Here is a 13,282-nt window from a genome sequence, read left to right as displayed (position 1 = left end):
TGACTCGACACCACCAGAGACGAGCGAAAGCGGCGGCCGGCTTGAAACCCGCACCAGTTCCGCGTGAAATCGACCGTATGCAAACCGCCTTGAGCGAGATCGACGAAGACCACGTGCCGACCGTCGATCAGATTAGCAGCCCGCCCAAGCGAGTCAACCAATCACGGCCGATGCCCACTCCAGAACGACATCTCCCGAGTCCTAGCCCCATGGGGGAAAACGATCCGGAATCCCTCAAAGCGCCACCTTGGATCGATCTCGCGTCAACGCGATCCGCTTTTGCAACCTTGTGCACACGTAGTCAATCTGGGTATCGGTCATGTCGGTGAAGAACGGTAATGCGAGCGTGGACTGAGCGATTCTTTCGGTGACCGGATACTCCCCCGGCTGGTGACCGAACCGCTGCCGGTAGAGTGGCTGGAGGTGGAGCGGGACGAAATAAGGGCGGCTCGTGACTCCGTCCTGCTCCAGATCCGCGATCAGCCGGGTTCGATCCACCTTCTCATCGAGTCGGACCACATAGACGAACCAGCTCATCCGCGTGGTTTCGGGCGCCACCACAGGGGTCGAAATGCCTTCCACGTGGCGGAGCCGCTCGGTATATCGCATGGCGACGCGTTCGCGGCGATCCAGGATTTGATCGAGCCGACGCGTTTGCGAAAGCCCCAACGCCGCGCTCATTTCGTCAAGACGGTAATTGTAGCCCAACCGGATGTGGTTCATCCAAGTCCCGCTCTCGTCGCGTCCCTGGTTGCAAAGACTGCGGAGCACCTTGGCGTAATCCAGGTCATCAGTGACGACCATCCCGCCTTCGCCGGTCGTCATCTGCTTGTTGGGATAGAATGCGAACACCGCCGCCCTGCCCTGGGAACCGATCCGCACTCCGTTCCGCTCTGCCCCAATCGCCTCGCAGGAATCCTGAAAAAGGGTGAGGGAGTGCCGCCGCGCGATATCGACCAGGGCCTCCACCGCCGCCGGTTGGCCGAAGACATCAACCGCGATGATTGCCCGGGTCTGCTTCGTGATTCGGGCCTCGACGGCCTCGGGGTCGATGTTGAGGGTGACCGGATCGATGTCGGCGAAGACCGGCCGCGCCCCTTGGTAGAGCACGCAGTTGGCCGAAGCGACAAAGCTGAACGGAGTCGTGATGACCTCGTCACCCGGGCCGATTCCCTCCGCCTCCATGCAAAGGTGAAGCCCACTCGTACCACTGTTGACCGCGACCCCCTCGGCGACCCCGATATACTCGGCCATCGCCTGCTCGAATTCACGGACCTTCGGCCCCATGCTGAGATACGGAGTCCGCAGCACCGCAAGCACGGCGGCAATGTCGTCTTCGTCGATCGACGGCTGGGACATGGGCACACGGAGCTTCGCTGCGTCGTTAGCCAAGATCATTTGATCCTTCCTCAATCCTCGCCAGGACCCGGACGGCCCACCATCGGGGAGCGCAACGATCGGCACTCTCCACGGTCACGGCGAGCGTCAAATCTTAACGCCATTCTGCAAGATCAACAACGCGATCACGTTCACAAGCCCTGAAACTAGACCGGTTTACCCAGACGAGTCGCTCGCATCCGGGTGGCTCGAGTCTCTGACCTCGGCGCGAAGGCAGAACGACGAGGGGAGGGACCCAACGCATCCGCCCCGACGAAAATTGATCCAAACTCAGGACGGAGCACGGAACTCCCCCCAAAAAAATGAATCAGCCGCCCGTGACACTCCGCTCACCGACGGAAGCCGAGGCCAGCGTCTCGGGCGACCGGACCGGAGCGGCTGCCAACGATCGATAGAGTTCGGCGTACAGCCGAGCCACTTCTTCGGGCCGAAACCGCAGGCAATTCCGGAACCCGTTCTGTACGAGAGTCTCCCGGTAAGGTGCATCATTGATGACCTTGAGCAGGCCTTCCCGGATCGAGGCCACATCGAACGGATCGACCAGGTGCGCCGCGTCCCCCGCAACCTCGGGCATCGAGGCGACCTTGCTGGTGACCACCGGGCGACCGATCGTATTCGCCTCAATGATCGGCATCCCGAAGCCCTCGTATGTCGAGACGAAGGCGAGCACGTCACACTCGCCGTAATACTGGATCAAGACGTCCTCGCTGACGCCGTACGCGTTGCGGTAGTCGATCCCGCTGGCCTCAAGGAGCGCTCGCTGCTCGGTGGTGAGGACGCCGATGATCTGGAGCCGGCACGAGATCCCCGCCAGCGCCTCGACAAGTCGGCTAAGATTCTTGTTCTCCGTCGTCCCGATAGCGAGGATCGTGGGACACGAACGGTTGAACGGTTTGTCGATGCGGCGGAACGCGGTCGTGATGCAGATCGGGACCACGTGAACCTTATCGGGGTCGCAATGCGTCAGGTGGACGAGTCGATCCTTGGTAAACTCCGAAATCGCCGTGACCAGGGCCACTCTGCGAACCGGAATCACATACCATATCCATAGAAACATTAACTTCTTCAGTCCAGCATGTCTCGACTCGAACACACAATCAAGAACCGTCAAGACCGTCTTCCGCTTGCGAAGGAGCAGAGCCAGAAAATGGATGTCGCCGGTGATATGGTTCACATCGCCCTGACGGAACGCAGCCTCGATGATGTTATAAATTCGCTTCCACAGCCCCCTCGACATGAACCGGCTGACCACCGTCGTGGGATGCATGTCGGGTGGTAGATAGAGTTGCGAGGTCTCGAATGATTTCTCGAGACTGAAATTAACGTTCCGTACGGGTTTTCTTACGAAATAGGTAATCTTCATAGCAATTCTCAGTCCCCCACTTCATCGAATGGACCATTCAGTACGGCGTTCGAAACCGAGCATGGGATCCACATTTTCTTAGTTCCCAAAACGTTGCACACGATCCAGACATCCAACAACAAACAGTCCTATGTAACGGTTCCGGCCAGCGAGAGGATTCAGCGTTTCGCGGCTGGGAGCGTGGACGACCGGACCTCAGCCTGGCCGGTAGATTGGCCGCACTTGAGCAACCGATCACGATCGCGAGGAGTAACCACGAAGGTGGGTGGTATGCCACTTCCAGGCCGAGGCCACGGCGTCCTCGATCTTCGCGTACTTGGGCGACCAGCCCAGGTCGCGCTGAATGGCATCGGAGGAAGCGACCAGCGCGGGCGGATCGCCGGGACGGCGGGGGAAGACGACCGCCGGGATCGGCCGACCCGTGATTCGCAAGGCGGCGTCCAGCACGCCGCGGACGCTGGCGCCGACGCCTGTGCCGACGTTGTAGGTCAGCCCTCGGCCCGGTTCGATCTTCGCCAGGGCACGTACGTGGGCGTCGGCCAGGTCTTCGACGTGGATGTAGTCGCGGATGCAGGTGCCGTCAGGCGTGGGGTAGTCGTCGCCGAAGATCGAGAGGCTCTCACGCTGGCCGAGCGCGACTTGCAGGATGATTGGGATCAGGTGGGTCTCGGGGGTGTGATCTTCGCCAATCGTCGCATCGCTCGAGGCGCCGCAGGCGTTGAAGTAGCGGAGGACCGCGTAACCTAGACCGTATGCCTGTGAGTAATCGGCCAGCGCCCGTTCGATGGCCAGCTTGGTGAAGCCATAGGGATTGATCGGCTGGGTCGGGCTCCCTTCGGTGATCGGTATCACGTCAGGGACACCGTAGACGGCGGAGGTGCTCGAGAACACGATGCGGCTCACCCCCGCGGCGTGCATCGCGTCGAGCAGGTTGAGGGTGCCGACCACGTTGTTGCGGTAGTATTTCGCCGGCTGAGCGACACTCTCGGGAACCGACGCGAATGCCGCGAAGTGCATCACCGCGTCGATGCCCCGGCCGCGCAGCGCCTCGTCGAGCGCCGCTCGGTCGAGGAGGTCGCCCTGGATCAAGCGGTCGCCCCGTACGGCCTGAGCATGTCCCTGGCTCAGATTGTCGAAAACCCAGACGTCGTGCCCAGCCTTCTCGAGTTCGCGAACGGTGTGACTGCCGATATAACCCGCGCCGCCGACAACAAGAATCGACATAACGTGATCTCTAAGCCAGAGCGAGCGAAAATATGACGCCAGACGGCGAGCCGTCGATGACCACCGAGACCTTCCGGCCGACGGCCAGCGCGCCGAGGCCGTCGTGAACCCGTCGATTCAATGATCGGGCTTATAAGCGATCGCCACCAACTCCATGCTTCCCAGCAGCTCATCCGTGAGCGGTCCGATCAGATCTTTTGTGAGCGGGCGAGGCTGGTCAAGGGGAGCAAGCGGCGTGGTATCGACCCGCACCTTGGTGAACCCATGGGCCTCGAGATTCCGTTCAAAGAACTCGACCGTAAACGCCATGGTGTGCTTCTCGCCGAAGCCGAAAATCTTCTTACGGCCGAAGATCTCGGGGCGATCGATTCCGGTCGCATTCGGCACGTAAATCGCCAAAACGCCGCCCGGACGCAGCAGATGGTGAAAGAGATCAAACGTCTGCCGCAAGTCGGGGAGGTGCTCGAGAACATGACTCGTGTAGATCAGATCAAAACTGCCTTCCGGCAGCTTGGCCAATTCGGCCGGCTCGACGATCATCGGGACACCAAGGTTGTCTCGACCGTACGCCGCTCGATCTTGATCGATCTCGAACCCGACAACGTCGTATCCGGCCTGGGCAAACTGCCACGTCGTGTAGCCCCAAGATGCCCCGTAATCGAGCAAACGCCCCGAGCTTTTCAACTGTTTGAGAAGCGCGAGCCTCTCGGTGGCATCCCGATCCGTGCCCGCGAACTTGGTCTGGCGCATTTCCGCGAGTTCAACGGGCGAGGGAAGGTTGGTCGTGACCCCGTTGTCCTCGCGATAGAGTCCCGAATAAAACTTTCGATTGTCTTCGGCAAAATCCTTGGGCCAGCGAAAGAGAAGTTCGCATTGGGTGCATTTGCGGAGCTGCACGATCAGGTACTTCGTCCCGACTCGTACCGTCTCCGACGCCCCGCAATGGGGACAATTCTGATCTTGGCCGCTGAGGCGTTTCAGCACCACGGGTAAAACAAATTGAACTCGGCCCATTTCCAGGCTCCCGAGATGAATCAATGGTTTGAGGAACGGAAATGATCGGCCCCCCCATAGAGGGCCTTATCGACATTCGAGAAAGTCAGGTTGATCGGTCGTCGGGACTGAGCCTGAGTCGCTGCTTGGTCAGGTCTTCACCGCCGGTAGATCCTGCAAAGGGGAGAGTCGTTGCTTCGCCCCCTGCCCCGTCATATCAGGGCCAGCGCGCATTTTGCGTAGGCTTGGCAGTTTATGACGCTTGCGCTTTGGCCGATTTATTTGTATACATTCTCTGGGAGATTTTTACGGCTACGACGCACTTGGGTCAACCATGGCGAATATCAAGCAAAACGACATTGACGAAATCATTCAGCATTTCGCCGAGTTGGAGGACCCTCGCTCCACTATTAACCGCCAGCATCCTCTGAGTAGTGTGCTCGTCATTGCCTTGATGGCGGTCCTCGCTGGTGCCGCCGGGCCGACCGCGATCGCCAAGTGGGCCGCCATGAAGGAGGAGTTCCTCGTGAAGCTCCTGGACCTACCCCGTGGTGTCCCACGAAAGGATGTCTTTCGTCGCGTCCTGATGATCCTCAAGCCCGCCGCGTTTCAAGCCTGTTTCGCAAACTGGCTCCAATCTTTGCGCGATGCGGCCACTGCGGCGACCGGCGTCGAGCAACCGATCCTGGCGATTGATGGAAAAACGTTGCGGCGAAGTCACGATCACAAGAACGGTCTAGGGCTCTCCATTCGGTCAGCGTTTGGGCCAGCGAATTTGGCCTGTCGTTAGGGCAAGTGGCCTGCGCCGAGAAATCCAACGAGATCACGGCCATCCCGAGTTACTGCGGCTTGTGGACATCAAGGGCGATCATCACGATTGACGCGATGGGGACACAAAGGCGATCGCCTCGCAAATCGTTGAGGGCGAGGCGGATTATGTGCTGGCGTTGAAAGGAAACCAGGAGACGTTGCACCAGGCTGTTATGGGAGCGATCAACAAAGAATGGGAGAACGATTTCGCCGATGTCAAAGCGAGTCGGCTTCAGACCAGCGAGACGGCCCATGGGCGAGCCGAAACGCGTACGTACATTCAGATGGCTGTGCCAGAAAGTTTGCCAGGGCTCAAGCCATGGAAGGGCTGAAGTCGATCGGTGTCGTGGTCTCTGATTGTGTCCGGAACGGGAAAAAACGTCCAAGTGCGTTATTATATCAGCAGTCTTAATGTCGATGCGAAACGATTCGCCCACGCCGTCCGGAGCCATTGGGGCATCGAAAACGCCTGTCATTGGAGTCTCGATGTAACCTATCGCGAGGACGAGTCGCGAATCCGAGAGAAGCACTTGCGCGAGAATTTCGCATGGCTCAATCGCCTGACACTGTCGCTATTGAAGCAACATCCGGGCCGTGACAGTCTGGTGATGAAACGACGCAGTTGCGGTTGGAGTGACGACTTTCTTCTGCAAGTTCTTGCCGGATCAACACTTTAGTGTGCGCTGGCCCTGCCCGTCATATCGTTCAAGTATGAGCACGCTGATTGCGAATCCAGAATCCCTGGAGCGTTCGAAGCCGGCTTCCTTTGCAACGCGACAAGGTCGAAACTCTTCGGGGCTCCTCGTCGTCGCTATTTCCGGGCGAGCGCCCAGGAATGGAGACGAGTCCATGAGGCCATCGCGCGACGGGCCTGACCCGTTTTCGCTTCCGTGGCCCTCGAGAACAGAAAGGCATAGGCAACGATCAGGGCCAGCACCCCAAGGTAGAGCGCAATGCAATCGAACCGCGGTTGGAATCGTTCTCGAGGCAACAGGGTCGCCCTCAGGAAAACCAGGATCGGGAGATGAATCACATAGAGACTGTAGGAAAACCCGGAGAGCTGCCTGGCCAGGAACGGATAGAGACCGCCGGGGCTGGGCGAGGGGCGGAGTAATATCGCGATCAGGAGAGCGGCGAAAGCGCCCCCATTCAGAAAGTCGACGAGGTAAACATTCTCAAAAAGGGGCAGCCGCGAGCGGGTAAGAACCATGGAGGTTCCGAACCAGAGTACCGCCAGTTCCAGAACGCCGCGAGGCAATGATCGGCCCGACGTCCGCGGGGTCAAGCCGGTCGCGGCGATGCCCGCACCAAAGAGCCAGATCAAAAAATAAAACCATTTATCGCCATTCAACAGCGAGCTCACCACCGCCAACATGACCGCACAGGCAAACCGCTCGATTCGCCTCCCCCCCGGCGCCAGAAGGACGAGCGCCAGCGGGAAAATCAGGTAGTAGAAAACTTCATTGCATAAGCTCCAGAGCGCGGGGTTCGACCCCACGGTCGGGACGAAAATCGTCTGAAGGCAGAGCAAGTTGCCGACAATGATCGCCGGCAAGTGCCCGGTCTCGTAGAAGGTCGCGATCGGACTCTTGAAGAGGCCATGGTCATCCACGCCGAAGTAGATCTGTGATCGCGGGTAGACGCTCATCCCGAACAGGTCCCAGGCCACCGTCAGCAGGATCGCGGGGATCAGTACGATGTAGATCCGGGTCGAGCGATCGACGAGATACGTCCGCCAGGACCAGCGCCCTTCCCGTCGGGCGCGGAGGATACTGGACGAGATGAAATAGCCGCTGAGGACGAAGAAAACCATCACGGCTTCGTGACCAAATGCCGTGAAGAAATAAAAGAATTTCACAAACAGGCTCTTCGTGTGCGCCTCACCATAATTCACAAAAAAGAGACTTCGCCCATGGTTCATCAGAACGAGGAGCGCAGCCAGGCCCCGAGCAAAATCCAGGTGGACCGAAGGAGTGGAGATCGAGGACTCGACTTTCATGGGGCACCCAAGAGGAATAACAGTTCTGTTCGGCTCCGCGGGATCACGGCCGTTCCAGCGAGCTTCTGCCGGCCCGGCCGCGGTTCCTCTTCGCGGCGTTCCCCCTGAAGACCCAGGTGGCCACCTTTTGGCCGCGAACGGTTCGGCGAGTTGGCGATCGCCTCCCGAGAGGCACGCCGATCGCTACCACGAAGCGGTCCGAAGTGGCTCCGAGATCCACCGACAACCCGCCCCCTTCACTACTTTTAGACTTCACAAAAGGCCTCGGCGAGCACCCGTTCGAGGACTTTCTCGTTCTGAGTGGCGTTGGCAAGGCATCGTTCCCTGCCGGCCCTTGCGATCGCGCGCCGCTTCGGCTCATCGTCGAGCAACCGGCGGCAGACCTCGGCGCACTCCTCAGCGTTGGACCAGAAGACCGCCTCGTCCCAATCCTGATAGAGTCGCTCATGCTCCTCCGTCCGTTCGGCGCACAGCAGGCCGCCGAGCAACGGGATCTCCATCGTCCGCTGCGTGTGCAAGTCGCGGTTCCCCTTCGAAAGCAGGCCGAGGCAGACCTTGGCCCCCTGGATCCGCCAGGCATATTCGTCGTCGCTCGCGGTTCCCGGCCCCTTCCAGACCGATCTGAGGAGCGGCCACTCCTTCGCCTTTTTCCATTGGCCCCCGCGAATGCTCAGGGGAACGCCCTGCCGGATCAGTTCCGCCATGAACGGACCACGTTCCGGAAACCAGGTCCCCAGAAAGAGGACATCGCTCTCCCACTGCGCCCGCTCCGACTCCTCGACCACCCGAGGCGCGTGGGCCACCTCGTCAGCGCTCATATAAACGCGAAGCACCTTCCGAGCGCCCCGCGCCTCTGCTTCCGCGACGTTCTGCTCCCGCATCACAACGACAAGGTCGTACAAAGGTATGGTCGACCGATACAACGACCACATGATCCCGTCCCGAGAGCCCAGCGGATCGTCGTTGTTATAGTTGACCACACGGCCACACCGCCGTCGGATCTCGCCAACCAGCGAAGCATCAACATAGCGACACCAGTCGACCCACGCGAGGTCGTACCGCTCGTCCCCCATCGACTCGAGCACCCATTTGGTAACCCGACGCTTGACGAAGTACCCCCCCGTTTCCTTGTGGAGCTTCGGCCAGGGCTTCCGTTTCGACAGACAATGCTCGGGGTTAATGGCGTGGGTCTCGTGACCAAGCCGTTCGAGAGCCTTGCGGCGTTGATACGCTGTCCCTTGATTGGGTCCCACGAACAAGATCTTCACGAGGACCACTCCCCCACTTCAAGATCCGCAAACCCAACCCGCCCGGCCATCGTACTTTTCGGCGCGATCGAGATGAGGCTTGCCATATGAGTCACCAAGGCCGAAAAAAGTGGATCGTCAACGGCAAGGTCGATCCCCCTCGAGATCCGTCCAGGTCGAATCAGCGGGCCCCCGCCCCGACCGTTCAGGGCTTGAGGAGCCGAACACAGTTCCCCACAATGAGGAAGTCGTCCGGCACACAGATCCCGGCATACTTTTCCACAAGTTGCCCAAACCGGTCCGGATTCCTCTCCTTGAACTCAATCCCAGGCACACTCACGATCAAGATGATTTCATCGACGAGGAAACCTGCGTCCGTAAAATAACGAACATATTGATCTGTGGTTAGTTTGGAGAAGAGGTCCAGCTCGACGTAGCGACCGCCGCTCTGGAAATCCTCCTCCGAGGCGAGGTGTTCTTGGAAATAGCGACGATAGGCGTCGGCGTCGAGCAGGAGGTGGTTATAGACCGTGTCGCTGCCACCCCGGCCGGAAAAATGGTCGCCGCAGGCGGCATACCACATCGGACCGTAACTGGCGTAGAGGACGCCGCCCGGCTTGAGTACGCGGAACGATTCCCGAAGGACCGACGGAAGATCCTGGCAATGCTCAAACACCGCGTCGGAAGCGCAGAGATCGATCGAGCCATCCGGCAAGAACGAATGATCCTCGAGCGGGGCCTGGCGGAATTCCGTCTGGACCCGGTAACGGCCCTCGACGTATTGCTTGATCTCGGACCAGGAGTCTTGGAAATCGAAGAGGTCGGTGGCAATGATCGCGTGCGGCTTGAGCGGAGCCCAGGTCAGGACCTCCCAGCCCGTCCCTGTGCCCTGGATCAGGATCGTCGCGTCCTGGATTGGCGTCCGCCGGATGGCCCACTTCCGCCGGAACTCGACGGGAATCCCCCGCGCTCCCAGGACCAACGAGGGTTTGTGGGCGGAAAGCAGCGAAGGAGAGAGGTGACGCCGGTTGGACCGCGAGAGCCAGGGACGTGCCAGAGTATAAGCAAACTGCTTGACGACCCCACACCGGTGCTTCTCGGCCTCTTTCAGCCAATCATTCTTGAAGAAGGTCTTTTCCATCATCTCGCCTCCGATTGGGCACGTCTCAGTCGGCCTGCCGATCGAGGCCCGAGAGAGTGGCTCAGCTCACGAACCCGAAAATATCCTTGGAGCCTGTCAGATCGGGGGGCTCGAGCCTCGGCTTCGGGCCCCTGGATTGAAGGCGTAAACGCCTGGATCTCGGCGTCGAGATCGGAGCCACCGAATGGATCCAGAGCGAGAGGCGACGTCAGACACCGATTGCAGGCGATCTGACCGCGGCAGCGAGTTCGGTTTCCGATCAGGCGGTGAAATACGTTGGCTCAGCCCGAGACGCCCTCGGCCGGGAGAGTCTGGCGGAGCACCCGCGACAGTTGAGCGACCAGAAGGATGGTCGTCATCATGTACGCGACGAGTGAGGCGATGGCCGCGCCAACGATCCCGAACGGAGGCAAGAGAACGAGCAGGAGAACCAGCGTCATCACCAGGCCCACAACCTCAGCCACGAGCACGCCCATCGGCCGCCCCAATCCCTGCAAGCTTGCCTCGAAGGTGGAGTTCAGCGTGCTGAAGCCACTGGCCACCACCAGGATCAGCGCGGCGGGGATGGCCGCGTTGAATCGGCTTCCGAACAGGAGCGGGAAGACGAAGGGGGTGAGGATCAGGAGCACGATCGTGAGCACCACGACCGCGACCACCAGACGCCGGGCGATCCCGAGCATGGTCGCGCGTTGCTGCCGGTGGTCGCCGATGGCGCTCAGGTGGGGGAACAACACGGTCCCGACCGAACTCACCAACGGAGACAACATCCCGCTCCACGCGACGGCGATGACGTAGAGCCCGAGCAGAGTCGGCTCCAACGCAGCCGTCATCATCATTTGATCCAGCCTGAGGTTCAGGGTCTGAGGCAAAACGTTGAGCATCGAGGGGAGACCGTAGTGCACGAGCGGGCGGACGTATTCGCCTCGTGGGACGTACGGACCACAGGACTGTCGGCGCAGGACCAGGACCAAGGGGATGATGGTCACGAACGTCGTCGTGAGCGCCAACTTGCTGAGGATGATCGGGCTGGCCAGGCGTGGGGACAGAAAGGCTGCCAGCAACACCCCCATCCAAAGGAGGCTGGGCAACAGCCGAAAGAGATTCCAGGATCGCCAGGCGCCGAGCGCACGCAACATGTGGTGTGGCAGGCCCGCGATCGCGTAGAGCGCAATGATCGGCAGGAACAGCCGGGCCGCGTGGATAATCGCCGGGGATTGGGCGTGGAGCAGCCAGGGCATCAGCCACCAACCCGCAATCCCCATGGCGACCCCGGCTCCCAGGACCATGACGAGTGCGGTCGCGAGGTACTGGCCCGCCCGCTCACGCGACCGGCTGGCGAAATAGACCACGGCCTCGGGCATCCCGATCATCGCCAGCGACGCCAGCAGAAGTGGCCAGGTCTGGATCGACGCCAACTCGCCGCGTCCCTGGGGGCCCAGAAGTCGGGCGGCCGTCACCCCGGTTGCCAGACCGATCAGCCCTTGGGCGAGGTTGGCGACCGTGGTCAGGCCGACTCGCCCCCGGAATGAGCTCCCGGTGCTCGTCTCGCGAAGGAAACCCTTCAAGCGAGACAACCTGCCAGGGTCCAAGGAGACCGACAGGCTATCCGTGGTCGCCACGATTTCGTCCGGACCGGTTTGAACGCTCATTCTGAGAACGAGTCCATATGTCCTGGTGATTGGCGGAAGGAGATCGGCATGGCCCCCGTTCGCGTCCCACGCTCGGCGCAAAGCGCCGCGTCATTCCATCTTGTAACGCTGAGACCGATCATGCCGACCGGCTCGTCGACAGCCCCTCTCCGACCTGACGAGCGGCAAGTATTCTCTGATAGGTTGCCGCACTGCGCTGACCGTAGTCATCCCAGGTGTATCCCTGGCTGACCCGTCGCTTCGCCGCCTGGCCCATTGCGGCGCAGGCCTCTGGATTCTTGTACAACGCCAGAATCCGCTCCTTGAGGGCGTCCGTATCGCGGATCGGCAACACGAAGCCCTCTTCCCCCTCGTTGATCAGTTCTCCCCCCCCGGTGTTGGTCGTGCAGACGAGGGGCAAGCCGCAGGCCATCGCTTGAAGTTGGACCTGGGCCATGCCCTCCTGGATCGAGCTGATCACGAAGGCCGAACACTGGGAATAATACTCATGCAACGTGGCCTGGGGAACAGCTCCGAAATAGCGAAATGTCCCCTCGTACTTGCTGAAGAACGGGTCGATCTCCGGGTATTTCGCCCCGACCAACCACAGCTCGGCGTCGGGCAAACGAAGTTCGGAAAAGGCCTTGAGCAAGTAATGCACCCCCTTCTGGAGCGACATCCCGCCGACGTAGATGATGCGGAACACGTCGTCCTGCTTGGGAAGCTGGTGAAACTGCCCCAGGTTCACGCCGTAGGGGTTGACGATCACCTTCGCCCCGTCGATCCCTTTCTCGAGGAACGTCGACTTCACAAACTCGGTCGGCACGCTGATATAGTCGGTAATCTCATATTCGCGCAGTTCCTTCACGACGCTCCGGGGATCGACCCGGAACCCCTTCACCCCCCAATGGTCGAACTCTTCCGCGAGGATGTCACGCTGAAACTCGATGTGTGTCGAGCCCCGCTCAAGTACAGTGACCGCCCCCAGGCGCTTGGCCTCAATGAGTCCCCGCTCCGAAAAACTCGACACCCCGACGAAGATGTCGGTTTCCTTGGGAATATGCTTCCAGGCCGCACGCTCGAACCGTTCGGAAAACCACGGATCCAGATTCCAGTCGGGCTTGAGGGCGGCCGGCATCTTCCACCAAGCCCGCTTCGCAACCTCGTGCAGCAGCAGCGACCGGACCTTCTCACGCGGGACCCCAAACTCGACGGCCTTGAACTTGGGATAGCTCGTGATGAGCCTGCCAAGATGGCCAAGGCGGTGCAGCTGGCCCGCGAGGTCAAACGCATGGAATCGTGAATAAACCGAAACACAAACATTCATGAGCCGGCAATCCAATCGCCTTTGGCGGCATCTCATCGGGCGGGCCGAGGCACGATCGTACGGCATGCGCCACGGATCGGAACAAAGGGACAGGCGTTCCGAGCGTCGCCAAGCCTGGATTCCCGCGAGCGCCGGGCCGCCCACCCTTTGGG

General features: G+C 60.5%; 9 protein-coding genes and 1 pseudogene. 1 reads left to right on the top strand and 9 read right to left on the bottom strand.

All coding sequences use genetic code 11. The features are described from left to right. Positions 1-234: 234 nt before the first annotated feature. The 4 genes from V5E97_RS09150 to V5E97_RS09135 form a co-directional block, all read right to left on the bottom strand. On the bottom strand, positions 235-1,398 hold the full coding sequence (locus V5E97_RS09150) for a DegT/DnrJ/EryC1/StrS family aminotransferase (protein WP_406699017.1): 1,164 nt from the start codon (positions 1,396-1,398) through the stop codon (positions 235-237). A 307-nt stretch (positions 1,399-1,705) separates the two neighbouring features. After that, positions 1,706-2,761: a glycosyltransferase family 4 protein gene (locus tag V5E97_RS09145; protein ID WP_406699016.1), complete on the bottom strand. Its 1,056-nt coding sequence runs from the start codon at positions 2,759-2,761 to the stop codon at positions 1,706-1,708. A 234-nt stretch (positions 2,762-2,995) separates the two neighbouring features. After that, entirely contained in the window at positions 2,996-3,985 is a 990-nt protein-coding gene (gene galE / locus V5E97_RS09140) for a UDP-glucose 4-epimerase GalE (protein WP_406699015.1), read from the bottom strand. Between the two features lie 117 nt (positions 3,986-4,102). Next, positions 4,103-4,999 carry a class I SAM-dependent methyltransferase gene (locus V5E97_RS09135; protein ID WP_406699014.1) on the bottom strand — a complete coding sequence of 299 codons (897 nt, stop codon included), beginning with the start codon at positions 4,997-4,999 and terminating at the stop codon, positions 4,103-4,105. A gap of 313 nt (positions 5,000-5,312) precedes the next feature. On the opposite strand from V5E97_RS09135, the pseudogene V5E97_RS09130 reads away from it, so the two are divergent. Continuing rightward, positions 5,313-6,465 (top strand): annotated as a pseudogene (locus V5E97_RS09130) (ISAs1 family transposase). A gap of 134 nt (positions 6,466-6,599) precedes the next feature. On the opposite strand, the gene V5E97_RS09125 reads toward V5E97_RS09130, so the two are convergent. The 5 genes from V5E97_RS09125 to V5E97_RS09105 form a co-directional block, all read right to left on the bottom strand. Continuing rightward, positions 6,600-7,787, bottom strand: a complete 1,188-nt coding sequence (locus V5E97_RS09125) for an acyltransferase family protein (protein WP_406699013.1) — start codon at positions 7,785-7,787, stop codon at positions 6,600-6,602. Between the two features lie 245 nt (positions 7,788-8,032). Further along, positions 8,033-9,055 carry a CgeB family protein gene (locus tag V5E97_RS09120; RefSeq protein ID WP_406699012.1) on the bottom strand — a complete coding sequence of 341 codons (1,023 nt, stop codon included), beginning with the start codon at positions 9,053-9,055 and terminating at the stop codon, positions 8,033-8,035. 184 nt (positions 9,056-9,239) lie between these two features. After that, positions 9,240-10,178, bottom strand: a complete 939-nt coding sequence (locus V5E97_RS09115) for a class I SAM-dependent methyltransferase (RefSeq protein WP_406699011.1) — start codon at positions 10,176-10,178, stop codon at positions 9,240-9,242. 278 nt (positions 10,179-10,456) lie between these two features. Continuing rightward, positions 10,457-11,824 carry a lipopolysaccharide biosynthesis protein gene (locus tag V5E97_RS09110; RefSeq protein WP_406699010.1) on the bottom strand — a complete coding sequence of 456 codons (1,368 nt, stop codon included), beginning with the start codon at positions 11,822-11,824 and terminating at the stop codon, positions 10,457-10,459. A gap of 118 nt (positions 11,825-11,942) precedes the next feature. After that, on the bottom strand, positions 11,943-13,130 hold the full coding sequence (locus V5E97_RS09105) for a glycosyltransferase family 4 protein (RefSeq protein ID WP_406699009.1): 1,188 nt from the start codon (positions 13,128-13,130) through the stop codon (positions 11,943-11,945). Positions 13,131-13,282: the final 152 nt, after the last annotated feature.

The sequence above is a fragment of the Singulisphaera photorubra genome (assembly GCF_045290345.1).
Lineage (GTDB): Bacteria > Planctomycetota > Planctomycetia > Isosphaerales > Isosphaeraceae > Singulisphaera.
This window is presented reverse-complemented; position numbering and strand designations above follow the sequence as displayed.